12 protein-coding genes and 2 pseudogenes are annotated in these 15509 nt (G+C 53.8%); 3 read left to right on the top strand and 11 right to left on the bottom strand.

All coding sequences use genetic code 11. The annotated features are described in order from the left end of the window. Positions 1-346: 346 nt before the first annotated feature. Both BFP96_RS02115 and BFP96_RS02110 read right to left on the bottom strand, forming a co-directional pair. On the bottom strand, positions 347-3172 hold the full coding sequence (locus tag BFP96_RS02115) for an AAA family ATPase (RefSeq protein WP_065935488.1): 2826 nt from the start codon (positions 3170-3172) through the stop codon (positions 347-349). A gap of 259 nt (positions 3173-3431) precedes the next feature. Beyond that, positions 3432-4580, bottom strand: a complete 1149-nt coding sequence (locus BFP96_RS02110; RefSeq protein ID WP_065935487.1) for a site-specific integrase — start codon at positions 4578-4580, stop codon at positions 3432-3434. 78 nt (positions 4581-4658) lie between these two features. Between BFP96_RS02110 and BFP96_RS31010 the strand changes: the two are divergent. Further along, positions 4659-4813 (top strand): annotated as a pseudogene (locus BFP96_RS31010) (DNA-binding protein); the annotation flags it as partial. 153 nt (positions 4814-4966) lie between these two features. Further along, a complete protein-coding gene (locus BFP96_RS29945; protein ID WP_065892717.1) occupies positions 4967-5176 on the top strand; it encodes a hypothetical protein in 210 nt (69 codons plus the stop codon). A 60-nt stretch (positions 5177-5236) separates the two neighbouring features. On the opposite strand, the gene BFP96_RS02100 is transcribed toward BFP96_RS29945, so the two are convergent. The 5 genes and pseudogenes from BFP96_RS02100 to BFP96_RS02085 all read right to left on the bottom strand — a co-directional run bounded on the left by BFP96_RS02100 (position 5237) and on the right by BFP96_RS02085 (position 10827). Then, positions 5237-5842, bottom strand: a complete 606-nt coding sequence (locus BFP96_RS02100) for a TetR/AcrR family transcriptional regulator (protein ID WP_065935486.1) — start codon at positions 5840-5842, stop codon at positions 5237-5239. Between the two features lie 17 nt (positions 5843-5859). Next, on the bottom strand, positions 5860-7080 hold the full coding sequence (locus BFP96_RS02095) for a multidrug effflux MFS transporter (protein WP_056858394.1): 1221 nt from the start codon (positions 7078-7080) through the stop codon (positions 5860-5862). Between the two features lie 73 nt (positions 7081-7153). Then, a pseudogene (locus BFP96_RS31055) lies at positions 7154-7402 on the bottom strand (hypothetical protein); the annotation flags it as partial. A gap of 284 nt (positions 7403-7686) precedes the next feature. Then, positions 7687-9312, bottom strand: a complete 1626-nt coding sequence (locus BFP96_RS02090; protein WP_065935485.1) for a methyl-accepting chemotaxis protein — start codon at positions 9310-9312, stop codon at positions 7687-7689. A 324-nt stretch (positions 9313-9636) separates the two neighbouring features. Further along, a complete protein-coding gene (locus BFP96_RS02085) occupies positions 9637-10827 on the bottom strand; it encodes an acyl-CoA dehydrogenase family protein (protein WP_056858396.1) in 1191 nt (396 codons plus the stop codon). Between the two features lie 259 nt (positions 10828-11086). Here BFP96_RS02085 and BFP96_RS02080 point away from each other — a divergent pair, with 259 nt between their 5' ends. Next, entirely contained in the window at positions 11087-11614 is a 528-nt protein-coding gene (locus tag BFP96_RS02080) for a flavin reductase (protein WP_003232755.1), read from the top strand. A gap of 56 nt (positions 11615-11670) precedes the next feature. On the opposite strand, the gene BFP96_RS02075 is transcribed toward BFP96_RS02080, so the two are convergent. From BFP96_RS02075 to BFP96_RS02060, 4 genes are all read right to left on the bottom strand, one after another. Continuing rightward, the gene (locus tag BFP96_RS02075) at positions 11671-12612 is read right to left on the bottom strand and encodes a LysR family transcriptional regulator (RefSeq protein WP_065876909.1); all 942 of its coding nucleotides are present in this window, start codon (positions 12610-12612) and stop codon (positions 11671-11673) included. Continuing rightward, a complete protein-coding gene (locus BFP96_RS02070; RefSeq protein ID WP_056858398.1) occupies positions 12613-13170 on the bottom strand; it encodes a cytochrome b in 558 nt (185 codons plus the stop codon). Next, entirely contained in the window at positions 13170-14246 is a 1077-nt protein-coding gene (locus BFP96_RS02065) for a catalase family peroxidase (protein WP_056858399.1), read from the bottom strand. The genes BFP96_RS02070 and BFP96_RS02065 overlap by 1 nt, the downstream gene beginning before the upstream one ends. Before the next feature lie 260 nt (positions 14247-14506). Further along, positions 14507-15460 carry a PDR/VanB family oxidoreductase gene (locus BFP96_RS02060; protein ID WP_015372132.1) on the bottom strand — a complete coding sequence of 318 codons (954 nt, stop codon included), beginning with the start codon at positions 15458-15460 and terminating at the stop codon, positions 14507-14509. Positions 15461-15509 lie beyond the last annotated feature (49 nt).

The following is a 15509-nucleotide window of genomic DNA, read 5'->3' as shown; positions in this document are numbered from 1 at the left end:
GCCTTTGAAGTAGGCTGCTGTGCCTTTGTGCGTAGGTGCTAATTTCATGGGTACCAACGTTCAAGCATGCTTGGAGAGCTTAATCAGCTGAATGACCCCGCCCGACGTCCTGATTGAAACAGTATTCATTGTGCGATTTGAAGGGAGAGATAGGAGTTCCTTGCTTTCTAAATTCCTAATTCTGGATAAGTGAAGACTCCGACTTTCGCGGAATTTTTTTAGAAGATGGCGACGGCAAATTTCGAATCCCCGTATTAAAGACGATTGTATTCGTCTATTTCGAGCGGACGCGATCACCCTAATCACAAGGATTTTATGCTTCAACAAAACATTTACACCAACTCTTTTAAGGCCTAGGTCGTGCATCGTATCGTTCAATGAACTGAAGTTCTTGAGTGACCTCAGCAGCGTCCCTTTCCAGAACTCTCAAGGCCGCAATATGTTTGTCTTTTGCCTCTTGGGGTGCTTCGGCTAGGCCTAGCAGTTTTCTCTGACCTCTCTGAATTTTTTCATTGACCTCGGCAAGGTATTTTACTCTGAACTCTTTTTTCTCGGCGGCGAAGAGCTGGCATTCCAGAAAGCGAATGGCGTCGTAAATTCTCAAGACCTCACTGCTCGTCTTCGAGTGTACAAAGTTTAAACTACCCTCATCAAACGCATGGTGCTCTTGATTTTGTCCGCGCCAGTTTACAAGATCTTTCTTGATAACATTGAAGTGTGACAGGTCGTAGTCAATATACGGTAAAATCAAGTCAAACGTGTGTTCCAAGCTGACTTGTAGGTACATGCTCTTTTTGAGTTGGGACTTATTGAAGTTCGCGGTCACTTGCACACCTTTCTCGATGCAGAACTCAAGCACCATTGACTCAAACCAGATACGGCAGTACAGCAACGCCTGGCGAACATCGAAGACTGACAACGCCACTTGCACCTTCTTCTGAAAACCACCGGCATGATCGATCACCACGATGCCCTTATTTGTGTAGCTGAGCACATGGTTCGAATGCTGGTCGCGTTGAGGATGCCGGTCGGCGATGATGCAGAAACGCTCCCAAAACAGACGGTCATGGGTGGTGACCACCATCTGGATGCGGCGTAGGTAGGCGTCGTTGAAAAGCAGATCAATGATATTGGATCGGTGATCCGTGTCGATGGCATTGACGACATCGTCAAACACGATTAGCGGAAAATTTTTTTTCTCGGCCATTGCCAACAAGATTGATAGACCCAGTGTCCGCAGATGCCCTTCGCTAAGCATTGAGAATGCATCAACTAAGGATCCATCCACGTTTGTCATCTTGATCCGGTAGCCATCAGCAAGCTTATGGAAGCTCAGTGCCTGAATCTGCTCATGGTCGTCGTCATGGTTATTAATTGCCCGGTAGTACTCGCCAGCCTTGGCTTCGATCCCTGTGATGCGGTTTTTTTCGAGCTGTAGCTTGTAGTCCAGCAGATCGCTGTAAAGCGTTCGATATTCGGTCTCCAGATCCTTAAGCAACTGGTTGAAGTGCCTGTTATCAACCGCATCATTGAGTAGGACGGTTTTCTGCCCTATCAATTGCGCCATATTGAGGTTAGCGGTTTTGAACTCAGTCTCCGCCCGAGCTTTACTCTCGAATAACCGCTTCAGCAAATCATCAACTTTCTTGAGCCGATCCACCTGGATATCGAGTCGGGACGCCTGAGTTTCTGCCTGACCAACTTCCAACCGTCGGCGCTCACAAGTTCGCAGATAGGCTTCAATCAGTTCGGTATTGGCATCACACAGCGTCAGGAACGACTCGAGAACGGATGGTGCGACCTTCGAGCGATCGGTAGCTGCATGAAACTCAGCAAGCAGTCCCACCAGCTCATCCATCTTCAATGGGCAGGAAATGTCGGCATACTCATTGCGCTGTATATCGTTGATGCCCGTCGCGATCTTTGAAGCCCAGAGTGCGATCCGAGCATCACTCCGTTGCCTGGATTGCTTCAAAAACTCCAGAGCGCTGAGTGACTTGAGTTGTTCCCGCGCCCTCTCGAACGGGTTCATGACGACCTGATCGAGAGGGGTCAGGCATGCTGGGCAGGCCTGCCCGACATGCTGTTCGATAGCCTCCAGCGCGTCGAAGATAGCGCGATAGTTGATCTCGCTGGCCCTATCCAACAACGCGCGCTCGATGAGGGCACGGCGACGGAGTAATCGCTTGGCAATGGCACAAGTACGCCAGACTTGTTTCTCGGGGATAGCAACAGGGGCTTTGGCTGCCCGCAGTCGTTCAGCTCCACGGATATGCATGTCTATCAATTGGCGCAGCCGCTTAACCTTGGGACGAATCTCAAAATCTTGATCTGGTCGCAGGCCCAGCAGCTTACAAGTCTCGCAGATGGATCGCTGCAGGTCATGCTTGTGTCGGCGCAGCGTCTGCCCGAGCTGTGCCCGATCACGCTCCAAGGCAGCGAGGGCTTCAGCCCGGTCGGTACGCATAGAGGTTTTAAGAGTGAAGCTTTCCGGGCGAACAAAACGGGAAATGACTTCTTGTAGTTCTTCTAAGCCGAACAGGGTGGCCAGCACATCACCTTCTCCGCTGCCCGTGTCCTTGGAACCCAATAGCGAGAATTCTTGAAGCCGGTTGCGGTCGATGAAGCAACTAGACCAACTGATGCTCTGATTGACCTTGCTCCCGTCTTTGCCCATAAGCATTAATTGGGGCTTAATCTCTCCCCGTGAAATGTACTCCTTTACCTTAGTTTTGCGGCGGGCAGCTTCCTTGATGTCTCCGGTGGTGCCTAATTCCAACGCTTCACACAGCGACGATTTACCGCCTCCATTAGGCGCATAGAAGATGTTTTTCAGTTTGCTGAAGCGAATGAAATTGCCCTTGTCGTCAGAGCCGAACTCTCCGAATCCACGGAAGTTTTTTACGCGAAGGTAGTCCAACGCACCTAGATCGGACGGTGGGATCTGATCCAGTTCGGGCCTATTTTCGAGCACCCTTTTGAAGCGCGCGGCGACACGCTGATAATCCCGCCCCAGCAGTTGATCTGATGCTGCCGTGATGTGGGCTTTAATGTGATCGGAATAGCGGCCCTTGCTCTGGTTCGCTTGGTACATGCACCAGAGGAGGATAAGATAAGGCTCGTTTCGCCCTTCAAGGTTCTGTCTGGCAAAACTCAACAGATACTGACTCATCGCGCTTCCTCCCTGATGCGCACCAGCGTAACCGGACTGAAATCACAAAGCCATTACCATGCTCTTGGAAGGCACTAGTCGGGCGGGCGCGGAGGAGCAGAATTTATGGGCACCTCTTAGCCTCAACTGAGGCCATGAGCAACCCGTGTTCCCCCCGAATGATTAAAAATCAAGTGTGCGAAAAGAAGCCACCAATCGCTGATGTAACGTCAAGTCTCGACGTATCGACGCACATACTGAGAGTCCATTTTAGCGGCTATTACGCTTGGTTCTTTGAGTCACTGGCAAGGTGATGCCCCCCGGAGGTATCTTCGTTCTCAACTGTTGAGAACTTGAGTAGGGTGGTGGCTCGGCTTTCGAGCAGTGCACCCGCTTGAAAGTAGCCCATCACCGTACTCACACTGCGATGTTCGGTCATTGCCATAACGTCACCCAACGGTACACCCTGGCGGCCAGCCTCGGTCACAAAGCCTGAGCGCAAACTGTGCGCTGCCCAATCGCCCTTGAGGCCTGCCAATTTGGCTCTGCGCTGAACAATCCGCGCCACCTGGTCAGCGGACAGACCCGTTGATCCAACTTTGTCTCCTTTATACATACGTCGAAATAAAGGTCCTGACTCCGCCGGTGCTGCCAATAGCCAAGCGCTAAGTGCCTCAGCCGCGGGACCGCGTAGCGGCTTTTCTCTGCGTACCCCGCCGGTGTTGGTTTTGGTCACACCCAACGCATACAACCAGGTGTCGGTATCCAGTTGGCGCACATCGCTAATTTGTAAGTTCACCACCTCAGAACGCCGTCGGCCACCGCCGCTCCAGGCCAGTAGGAGGAGCGCGCGGTCACGCTGACCGCGAAGACCATCGGTGCAGGTGGCCAGCAGTGCCTGTAGAGACTCAATTACGATGGCGGTCTTCTTACGCACCGATAGCCCTTGGCGTGACTGCGCCTTGCGTGCCTCGCGTAGCAAGCTCTTGAGCACCGGTGCATCGGTGGGGCTATCCCAGCTATTCAATCGATGCCATTTGCCCAGCACCGAAAGTCGATGACTGACGGTGTTATAGGCCAGCGCACCCGGCTTGGCTTTGACCTTTGCGCGGATAAGCGCAGCATCAATGGATGCTGGCAATAAATGCACCCATTTGCCGTCGTCCGTCGGACGGGCGAGGTGATCAACCACAAACTGGACCGCCACTTCGACGGGTAAATGCGTATCGCCTAACGCGTGTCCATATCTCAGTTGTAACCACGCCGACCAATAGGCGAGGGCACTCCGATAGCTGCGCACAGTATTGGCCGCCGTGCCTGCTGCAATAAAGTCTGCGGCTGCCTCCTGGGCGTTTAGCGTCAGAAAATGCAGGTCCAGCGGCGTTTCGTCGACCTGCGAAATCTGGTTTGTAATATTTAATACGTCCAACGTATTTTAAATCCATATTTAGGAAGATTGGGTCGGATAACATTTAATTATCAGACCTAATATAGCGGAGGGCATGGCATGGCGGTAGGCGTACCGGAAACGACCTGTTCGCCGCCGCGGACGCGGTATTGGGCCGCGGAGAGCGGCCCACCGTGGAGCGGGTGCGACTGAAACTAGGCCGAGGCAGCCCGGCGCGCGTTGGGGCCCTACTGGATCAATGGTTGGAGCGGTTGGTCCTTACTGGCCGTCGCCCCATCAGGCCTAACACGCCGTCGATGGGCATTCTAGCTGGTGGAACACGTTGCCAAAACGGTGGCAGACGCTGGGGGAGTCACCCACCAACTTGCGCTTGGCATGGGGGGCTTAAACGTGGCGACCTGAGTGCCATGGGCATGGGGCGCTCGGACTACGAAACCTTCATGGCGCAGGAGCCGCAAGACCAACGTAATGCCTTCCGGGTACTGGCGCGCAGCGGTGATTTGCCGAGCGAGCTGCTGATGGCGGGTGAACATGTCCCCGCCGAAACGGTTGCGATTCTACGCAAGTCGATCGTGGATAACTCGGCAGCGTTGATCAACAGCATCAGCCAAGGTTGAAAAACTTAACGTCGTGTCCGGGATTAGTTGACCACTACATGCACCGTTTGCATGGATAAGTTACTCATGCTCCACGTTCCCCACAGCCAGAGACAGCGAATCACCAAGAATGCGCCACAAAGCGGTAAGACGCCGACAGTAGGTGCCTTCACTACAGTAAATCAACTCGACATGAAGGCTGTCGACAACCGCTATATAAGCATCCTGAAACATTGAAATCTCGTTCGCCGACAGGGCTGGATACCTGTTCTCAAGGTTTGCGCCAAAGCGTTCACGAAGACGGTCCAGATAGGCTTCAAAGCCACTTGTCACCGATGCCTTTAACTCCGAAGGCGGAAAGAATGCCGTTCGCAGCAGGAAACGCAGGGCAGCGGAAGACTCGTAGCGGTTTGAAAGATTGTCCGTGTACAGCTTGCCGGGCTCGTCATCATTCGCCGGGACGCTTGCAAACATCTCTTCGATATAGTGCCTCTCCGTCGCCAGCGCCAGATTCAGCACGGCGTTGAACAGATCATCCTTGCTCTTGAAGTGCGCGTATAACGAGGGCTTGCGCATACCTGCCACGACCGCGATTTCATTGAGCGACGAGGCGTCGTATCCCCGCTCAGCGAAATGCACCAGAGCGATATCACAGATTCTGCTTGCGGAAGGGCTCAGCACTTTCATCGGGATGACCTTTTAATTCAGTGATTTAACGCGGTGATGTGCTCGGCCCTGCCTTCGCGCACACTGACCCAGGTCAGCGCACCCACCATAACGGCGCAGACTATCAGGAATGCGCACCAGGCAATGGCGCCATAGCTGCTCGCCCAACCGGTCAACGGTGTGGCGAAGGCCGAGATGCCAAGCTGAAACGCGCCGAGCAATGCAGCCGTTGAACCCAGGGCAGTGGTTTGCGAAGACATCACCAGCGTCATCAGTGAGGTTTCTGCAATCCCCAATCCAAGCAGTGCTACCGCGACACCGGCAGCCAGCCAGTACAAACTAGAACCAGATACTGCTGCGCCGTAGGCCATGACAGAACCTGCAAAGATGCAAAAAGCTCCAGCCGTTGCCATGCGGGCCAAACCGTACTTGCCCACCAGTCTGGTAGCCACGACGGCCCCTATGAGAATCGCGATGCCGGTTGCGCCAAACAGCGTACCGAACTGGGCAGCAGGCAGTCCGTATTCCTTCTGATAAACAAATGTAGCGCCGCCCACATAGGCAAAGAGAAAGAAGAACACGGCTGACAGCGCTAAAGCTGGCCTTAGAAAACGACCGTCTTTTGCGAGGCGCGCATACGTGCGTATCGCAAGGCTCATATTCAATGGCTCGCGCTTTTGCATTGGTAGTGTTTCAGGCAAAACAGCCATCGAATTCACCGCCACCAGCGCACCGAGAACAGCCAGTACCAGCATGACGGCCCGCCATCCGAAATGCGCCTCAATGTAACCACCCAACCCCGGGGCGATGATGGGAGCAACACCTTGAATGGTCAGCAGCAGGCCAAAAAGTTTTGCTGCCTGAACGCCCTGAGTGACGTCACGCACCATGCTCATGATGACCACCAACGTCAAAGCACTGCCTATCCCTTGAGCAAATCGTGCCACGAGTAGCCACTCAAGGGTTGGTGCCGCTCCTGCAGCCAGCGCACTCAAACTGAACAGCAACAAGCCTGCTATCAGTGGACGTCGACGGCCCAAGGCGTCGACTACCGGCCCGAACAGCAATTGTCCAAGCCCCATTGCCAATAAAAAGACCGTGAGCGTCAGCTGAATGCTGGCAACACTGGTCGAATAATCAACCGCCATTTCGGGCAGGCTAGGCAAATACATATCGACGGCTGAGGGCCCCAGTGCGGCGATGGCCCCCAAGGCAATGGCAAACTTCAGTGAAGGATTGCCGAAATGACTCTTTTCCATAACAAACTCATGATTGACTTCCTACCGGAAGGTAGGAAAGTGGCGTGAAGTTAACGAGAACCGAGAGGCAAGGTCAAGCGGTTATTTTCTTAGTGGCCAGGCAGCACCTGCCAGCGCTCCGCGCAATGCATGCGCACGAAAGTGTTTTAGGCTTCAGTTCAAAGTGTTTTTTCAAGAAGCGGCTGAAATGAGCGGAATCTGTGAAACATCATTTTTAAGCGATCGAGGTAAGCGACTCAGTGCGCAGCAACGGGTTGGCCAAATCGATCACGCTGCGTTCGAGCCTGGCGCGCTGGATGTATCGACAGACGCCGTCACCTTCCGCACCAGCTATGGGGCGGAGAGGGTGGCCATCTCGTTGTAGTCGGGGCAATTTGGAGGCAACACAGAGGACCACCTGGCGCCGTTATCCAGCGCCACGGTTGGCCCACACGCCAACGGGACACTTAGCGCCAATGGCCGTAACTTTGTGGGCGGGATCAGGGTTCAAATTGAACTCTATGAGAGCCAGACTTGCCTGCGAACTAGGCGCCTTGGTGTATCAGGCAGACCTCTTCATCGTACGCGCGTGCAAGCCTCGATCCAACAGATGGCCTCCGATACCTCTTACAAGCGAAACCTCGACACCATGCTGTTCAGGTCAACCGCCAGGCGGGTCAACTCGCCGCTGGCGGCGCTGGTCTGGGCGGCGCCGTTGGAAGATTGCGTCGACAGGTCCCGGATGTTGACCAAGTTGCGGTCCACTTCACGGGCGACTGCAGCCTGTTCTTCCGCAGCGGCGGCGATGACCAGGTTACGCTCGTTGATCTCGATCACTGCGGTGTTGATGGTTTCCAGCGCCAAGCCTGCGCCTTTCGCGATGCTCAGGGTAGATTCAGCACGGTCAGTGCTGTTACGCATTGAACTGACCGCTTTTTGGGTGCCGCCTTGAATGCTGCCAACCATACGTTCAATTTCGCTTGTGGACTGTTGGGTGCGATGGGCCAAAGCGCGTACTTCATCGGCGACAACCGCAAAACCGCGACCGGCTTCACCGGCCCGGGCCGCTTCGATAGCTGCGTTCAGCGCCAGCAGGTTGGTCTGATCCGCCAAGCCACGAATCACGTCCAGAACCTTGCCGATGTCGCGGGACTCCTCCGCAAGATTACCAATCAGATCGGCGGTGCTTTGCACATCCCCGCTCATGCGTTCGATAGCGTTGACGGTTTCGTGAACTAGATCCCGGCCATCGCCTGCTGACGCCGTCGCGTTTTTTGACGCCTCTGAAGTGCTCACTGCGTTACGCGCCACTTCTTCGACGGCGCTGGTCATTTCGTTGACTGCAGTCGCGGCTTGTTCTATTTCGTTGTCCTGCTGCGCAAGGCCGCGGGCGCTTTCATCGGTAACTACGTTCAGCTCCTCGGCAGCGGAAGCCAGTTGTGTTGCGGATCCGGAAATACGCATCAAGGTATCGCGCAGTTTCTCCTGCATTTTTTGCATGGCGAGCAGCAACCTGCCCGCTTCGTCAGTGCCATCAACCTTTATCGGTCGGGTCAGATTACCTACGGCTATGGTTTCAGCCGCTTCAAGTGCCAACGCTATAGGTTGGGTGATGCTCTTGGTCAGCAGCCAGGCAAACAGCATGGTCAGCAGCGAGGCAATAATGAGGAGGCCGACAACCCAGTTGAACGCAGAGCTGTACTGGTCAGCAGCGGATTGATTGATGATAGCCAGCTGGGCGTTATTGAAGTCAGTAAGCTTACCCAACGCCACGTTTATCTGCTCAGCGTTAGCCGCAGACTCGGCGTTCAGCACGCGCGTTAGCTCCTGCAGATCGCCAGCCCGACTGAGGGTAACAAGGCGCGTTTCAATCTTGCGATATTCACCCATCAGCCGCATATAGTCGTTGTAGTCGGATTGCTCTACAGGGGATGAAATCAGTTTGGCGTATGCTGCCTGCGACTGGTTAAGTTGTTGGTTTTGTTCCGCAAGTAATTCGATGGTCCTGTTCTGAATATTTGGTTCGCGATCAGTTAACAGCCGATGCGATAAAACCCGCATGCGGACGCCCGTCACCGTTAGAGCATTCAGGGTCTGAAAGCTAGGGACGCCATTTATCGCGATGTCGTCGCCAGCTGCTCGGATCTTGCTCATCTGAGACAGGGCGAAGAGGCCGAGAATCAGCATGAGCGCGCCTATCAGGGAGAACCCCAGAAATGCGCGCGGAGCAATGTTCATTGTTCTTATTGTCATGGTTTTCCCAGAGCGTGGAATGTGCTCCCCGCAAGCAGCGGCGGATGGCCCAGCGCATAAGTTTTTATCGGTCGCTTGATGACACACTTGAGCGAAAACAGCTGTGTGCCGCATATTAAAACTGATATTGCCCACTCACCAACTTACATACATCGACTGATGTCGGCCCGATGCAGCCCGATTGCGACAATCTTCAACCCAGACGACCTGGACGCGATTTTCGTTCAGTTGGTAGAGACTCGCTAACAAGGTTGCATATTTCTCTTACAGAATCAGCTCTAGAGGCTGCAGCAGCGTGACAGAAGCTGCTGTGCATAGTGGTGCTCAAGGATAGGGGATGGTCGGTTCGATGCCCGCGAACACCGCGCCAGCGCCGTCGTAAGTCGCTTCGCCGAGGAAAGCATGCTGTGTCACTACCATGGAGTCGCGTACGATCCATTGCAGACGATTGTCATTGAAGATGGCTGCAGTCCCCGCCAGTCGATAAGCCTTCATGACTACGTCCGCTCCGGTATGAGCGGCATGGGTGGCGCTGAGGCGTAATAAGTTAGTCTGCTGCAGGGTCACCGGATTACCGGCGATGAGCGAGGCCCATACAGCTTCGGCGGATTCGTAGAAAAACGCCTGGGCGCTTCGCAGCATCGCCTCTGCCTTACCCAGTTCGCTGCGGTAATAAGCGCGATCACCCAAACGCGGGGCACCGGTGACAGTCTTGGTGCTGCCCGACATTGCGATCACCAAGTCCAGTGCTGCGCGTGCCAGCCCAAGGTTAACGGCGGCGTGAACTTGCGCCTGGTAGGAAACAGACGGGTAATGATAGAGGGGCTCGTCAATTGTGGAGGCACTGCCCCGCACGAAAGTCCACTCGCGTTGGACGTTCTTTTGGTGCAATTTGAGGTCATGGCTCCCCGTGCCTTGCATCCCGACAACATTCCAGTTGTCGACGATCTGCACTTCGCTTGCCGGGAACACAGCGGTCAGCGGTTTGCCTGCCGTCGGTCCTCCACCGTTGGCCGATGTGCCACCGATGCCTACACCAATCCAGTTGGCACCTTTGCACCCACTAGCAAACCGCCAGTGCCCGCTGACTTCCCAGCCATTTTCAGTCTCTTTGGCAGGTTGTAGAGGGTAAAGGCCGCCAGCATAGACCTGGTCTGGCCCGTTGGCATAAATCAATGCTTGGGTTGCCGGGGGGAGTGCCGCCAGGTAGATGTTGGCTGAGCCGAACGCGGTCACCCAACCGACCGAACCGTCGGCTTCGGAAACCCGCTCTACGATGCGCAGGAACTCGGCTGGAGGCAGCGCATCGCCACCGAAACATTTGGGAGTACTGGCGCGGAAGATACCCACTGCTTTCATTTTTTCAATCATGTCTAAAGGGACATGGGAGCGTTGGTTAAACTCGCTGCGACGCTCAGCAATCTCCGCAATCACATCATCCAGGGAAATCGCCTTGATGCTGATTGGAGCGCCTTCACGTGTGTCACGATCATCGAAATTGTTTTTGCTGTTCATGTTTATTGTTCTCTGGCTAGGGTGATTGCATACACGTTCAGAATGCGTGGGATGATAAGAAAAAATCAAATTCGGAATATGAATAAGCTAAATAATCCGTGGGAATTAACTGTCGTGCCATGCGCCTCTAAAGGGGAGGGCGTTTAAGGGCGATGGCTATTCCTGCTGTCAATAGTGCGTATGAGTAAAGCGAATTTGACCGAATGAACAATCCCTCTCAACATGGATTCACCAAGTCAATAATTAAAAGGTGAAGGTTATGGTTAGCGATCAATCAAAACAACATTTTCGGCAAGCGCTGTCATTGTTGTCTGCGGCGGTGAATATCATTACTACCGATGGCCCCCATGGTCGCTTCGGATTAACTGCGAGTGCGGTCTGTTCGGTCACTGATACGCCCCCAACATTATTGGTTTGCATCAACCGTAACAGTTCAATTCATGAAGCGTTGCTGGGCAACAGGGCGTTGTGCGTAAATATACTGACCGGTGATCTGGAGGGTGTTGCGCGACAGTTTGCTGGCATGACCGACCTGCCGCCTGCTGAACGTTTTGCCGGCCAGGATTGGCGGACAGGCTCCTCGGGCTTACCGGTGTTGAACGACGCCCTAGCAAGCCTCGAAGGAAACATAGTAGATATCAAGGAAGTCGGATCGCATTCGGTATTATTTGTCGAAATTAACCAAATTCAGGTCCGTGAAGAGGGGGAGAGTCTGATTTACTTTGGGAGAAACTTCCACCGTCTGGGGCGGGCTGCAGCCGTCAACGTACAGACGTCGGCATCCTGAATAATTGCAGTTCCCCATTCGTGGCTTACAGGGTTTATAAAGAATGCTCGCACGCCTCATTTGATATGAACTCCAGTATGGCTGCCGGAGGCAAACAGACTAATGATTAACCCGCGCAGCCAGGTTATCCCGGCATCCGATAGGAAACGGCTATGGCAATAAAGTCCCACCGAGATGGCTGGCAATTCGATGGGCAGACTCAGCAGCCGATAGCGCTGGTCGTGGTTTAGCTGCATGGCAATGGCACGCGGCAGAATCAATGCCAGATCAGTGTTGGCAACGATTTTCGGGGCAATCGTGAAGTTAGGCACTTTCAGAGCGATTTCGCGCGCAATGCCGGCCTTTCCGAATGCTGCATCGGCGGTTACGCCATGGCCGGTAATATTGCTCGAAACGTCAACATAGCGCAGGGCGAGTATGTCCAGAACGCTCAATTCATCTTCCTGAAAAGGATGGCCGTCGCGCAACAGACAAATGAATTCGTCGTCTAGCAAGTTTTCGTGGATGCACTCTTCACCAAGTTCTACCAGATAGCCTATCGCGATATCTACATCACCTTTGCGCAATGCCATAGCCAGTTGCTCTATAGGCATTTGACGCACATCCAGGCGTACTTTCGGCGCCTCGCGCGCTAGCACTTCCATCACCGTCGGTAGCACATAAAGTTGCGACATATCCGACATGGAGATGCGAAAAGTACGATCCGCTGTTTTCGGTTCAAAGTTCGAAAACATCATTAATGCGCTTTGAATAATAATCAGCGCATGTTCAATGGGTCCGTGCAGGCGAATAGCTGCGTCAGTCGGCTCCATCGACGTTGCTGTTCGTACGAACAGCGGATCGTCAAACACATCGCGTAGTCGACGCAGTGCGTGACTGACGGCGGGCTGGCTGAGGTGTAGGCGTTCGGCCGCGATTGTCAGGCTGCGGTGTTCCCAAATAGCCACAAAAGTCCTGAGAAGATTCAGATCGATCGTGGCCATGTTGATGTGCGTCATTTATTTACCACGAGCCTTACGCGTGATGCTGGAAAAGACGCCGTCGCGGTATATCCAAGCATGTATCAGCGCTGCGCAAAGATGTCCTAACACAAGCAGAAACAGAGCCCAGGCGAATAACCCATGTGCGGCCCGAAACCAAGCGTAAAGCGCGGAGCTGACAGGAGCAATGGGTGGAAGGTTCCAGCCCGCGAACATGGTGACAGGCCAATTTCCGGCAGAGAGCGTCGCCCAACCGAGCAGTGGCAGGCAGAGCATCAGCAAGTAGAGCAATAGATGCGAAACATGCGCCGCCATTGCCTGCCAGTACGGTACGCTGGCAGGCAATGGCGGCGTGGTGCTTAAAAGCCGATTGCCTAGACGCAGGATAGCCAAAAGAAGAATGGCGATTCCCAGAGGCCTATGAAGATCAATGAGCCAGGGACGCAGGCTCAGAGAAGCCATCATGCCTACACCTATAAATAGCATAGCCAGGATAAGGACAGCCATGAGCCAATGGAGAAGCCGTGCCGCGAAGTTGAAACTTTGCACACCGGTGTGCTTCTGCTGGGTATGCATTATTTGATTTCCTTTTTGCCAACCGCGTCAGTGGCTTTACCAAAACCGACTTCTCGTAATCGGGCGTTATAGGACTGGGAGTAAATACCCGCACGGGCTGCAAGCACCGGATCGTCTGAAAGCGCTATTCCTGAAGGTACAAGCGTCGGGTCAAAGTTAATGTCACGACATGCCCCATGAGTTTGCTCTACCACCTGGTTGACCTCTAACGTCCCAGCGATTACCTCCTTGCGGTTGCTCGGCCATGGTTGAGAAGGGTCGTTCACCGGATCTCCCGCCTCGGCCAGTTGGAATACCAGATCCCAGTACAAGGGTGCTACACCCACACGCTGAGTTATTTCATTAAACAGGAAGTCATGACTGGCTTGCGCATGAGCCTCTTTGCTCAACATCTCTACCGCCGCATGAGGGCGCATGGACCAGCGCACAGGTTGACGTTTTCCATCCGCTGCAATGAGTACGAAGGCGTTGATGGAATTATATTCGGTTCCTGCAAAACTGGCCGGCCAAGTCGCGTTCGCCTCTCGCTCTACAGACTTGCGAGCCTCTGGATATTTTTGAAAAAACGCGGCCACCTTGTCCGGGGCTGGTTGTCCAGTGGCAGCCACCGGTTCAAAGGCCTCGACCTGCGCCAGGAAACCCTCGGCATCCCGAGTCGCGAAGTAGGGTTCGTTGTTGAGCTTCATTCGCCACTGTGACTTGTCGTCGCCTACCAGCATGAGTGCCATGCTGACGGTCGCCGTCGAATTGTCCGCCGCATGCGGGTCCACGGTGCCGATTGAAAAACGCCCGACGGCGGGGATGTTGGCCGGTAGAAAAATACGTGAGGTCGACAGAGGGACGGCCTCGCCGCTCGCATGAAAAGTCCCACTGAAACACATACCCTTACCGTGGGCCCGTCGATAGCCTGGTGGAAAATTATCTAGGGAGTCACCCAGAAACTCTTTTGTGGTAACGCCGGTGCCTAAGAATCCTCCTGCCCAGGCAAAAGCCAGCACAAGAGCAGTCGCGATACTGAATATGCCCAACAACGGCACTCGATATTTCCATAAACCCTGAAGGTTATTCTTAAGCATAAAATTCTCAGCTGCACGTTGTCAGGCAGCGCTGGATTGAAACTGCCGAATGGCTAGCGCCAACACTAACCGGCGCAGAGCAGTAGTCATGTGTAAGACAGGGGGATTTGAACCGCCGATACGGCAAGAAAAAATCCCGGTGGGCTCAATGGCTTTGCTTGAGCGGCAACGCATGACAATCCCTGCGCCATAGCCTGTGTGTCATTACATTGCTGAGGACGGCCAAGGCAAATGACGCCGGCGATGCACCGCTTTTGACGTTATATGTCCAGCACCAATCGTGGAGATTTTGATCGTGAACAGCATACCAATATCGTATCGTTCGCCGCTTTTTCATCAGCAGTGAGATACACATCGCGATGGTCTGGTTCACCCTCTAAAACATCACAGAGGCATGTGCCACAAACACCCTGCTCGCAGGATATTTCGATATCAATACCTACTTCAGCCAGTGCTTGATAAATGGTCTGCCCGGTCATGACATTGACGGTTTTACCGCTGCGCGCCGCCACAACCTCAAAACCAGACCCATTGGTATCAATGTCGGCCTGAAAGTATTCGCGGTGAATGTGTGCATCAGGGTAGCCGAGTTCGAGAGCATTATTGATAACCCACTTCATAAAACCTCCCGGTCCACATGTATAGATGTGAGCCGTGTCCTGGCTGCCTCCTAATACGCGTTTGAGGTCCAGTTGGCTTTCAGGTTCATCGTCGAAGTGCAGCTGGACAGCTTGGGAAAATCCGGAGAGCTCCAACTCTTCAAGAAACGCACTTCGGCTACGTGAGCGTGCGCAATAATGCATTTCAAACGCCTTGCCCCTGGCTTCAAGCGCATAGGCCATGGCCAGCATCGGTGTGATGCCAATACCCCCTCCGAGCAGGATTGAACGTTCGGCATTCAAGTCCAGCGGGAAATGGTTACGAGGCAGGCTTATGTTTACCTTTACGCCTTCAAGTAATTCCTGATGGACTGCAATGGACCCACCCCTGGATTGAGGATCTCTCAATACCCCAAGGCGATAAATGCCTGCGTCAGCGGGATCGCCGCACAACGAATATTGGCGGATCACATTTGAGGGTAGGTGCACATCAATATGGGCACCGGCCTCAAAGGTCGGTAAATTGCCGCGGTCTGCCCGCGCCAGCTCGATGACGACCACATCATCACCTTGCAGCACTCGTTTAAGCACGACTACGTTTAGGAGTTCATTCATCGGGTAATACCTGTACGCACGCGGGAAGACAATTCATATTGATGGTTTA

Source organism: Pseudomonas sp. 34 E 7 (assembly GCF_900005715.1).
In the GTDB taxonomy this organism is placed as follows: Bacteria; Pseudomonadota; Gammaproteobacteria; order Pseudomonadales; family Pseudomonadaceae; genus Aquipseudomonas; species Aquipseudomonas orientalis_A.
The sequence above is the reverse complement of the archived record's forward strand: the minus strand, read 5'-3'. Positions and strand labels throughout refer to the sequence as shown.

Coding starts and splice junctions, on each gene's coding strand:
- BFP96_RS02115 (WP_065935488.1), bottom strand. CDS start 3,172: ATGAGTCAGTATCTGTTGAGTTTTGCCAGACAGAACCTTGAAGGGCGA.
- BFP96_RS29945 (WP_065892717.1), top strand. CDS start 4,967: ATGGGCATGGGGCGCTCGGACTACGAAACCTTCATGGCGCAGGAGCCG.
- BFP96_RS02100 (WP_065935486.1), bottom strand. CDS start 5,842: ATGAAAGTGCTGAGCCCTTCCGCAAGCAGAATCTGTGATATCGCTCTG.
- BFP96_RS02095 (WP_056858394.1), bottom strand. CDS start 7,080: ATGGAAAAGAGTCATTTCGGCAATCCTTCACTGAAGTTTGCCATTGCC.
- BFP96_RS02090 (WP_065935485.1), bottom strand. CDS start 9,312: ATGACAATAAGAACAATGAACATTGCTCCGCGCGCATTTCTGGGGTTC.
- BFP96_RS02085 (WP_056858396.1), bottom strand. CDS start 10,827: ATGAACAGCAAAAACAATTTCGATGATCGTGACACACGTGAAGGCGCT.
- BFP96_RS02080 (WP_003232755.1), top strand. CDS start 11,087: ATGGTTAGCGATCAATCAAAACAACATTTTCGGCAAGCGCTGTCATTG.
- BFP96_RS02075 (WP_065876909.1), bottom strand. CDS start 12,612: ATGACGCACATCAACATGGCCACGATCGATCTGAATCTTCTCAGGACT.
- BFP96_RS02070 (WP_056858398.1), bottom strand. CDS start 13,170: ATGCATACCCAGCAGAAGCACACCGGTGTGCAAAGTTTCAACTTCGCG.
- BFP96_RS02065 (WP_056858399.1), bottom strand. CDS start 14,246: ATGCTTAAGAATAACCTTCAGGGTTTATGGAAATATCGAGTGCCGTTG.
- BFP96_RS02060 (WP_015372132.1), bottom strand. CDS start 15,460: ATGAATGAACTCCTAAACGTAGTCGTGCTTAAACGAGTGCTGCAAGGT.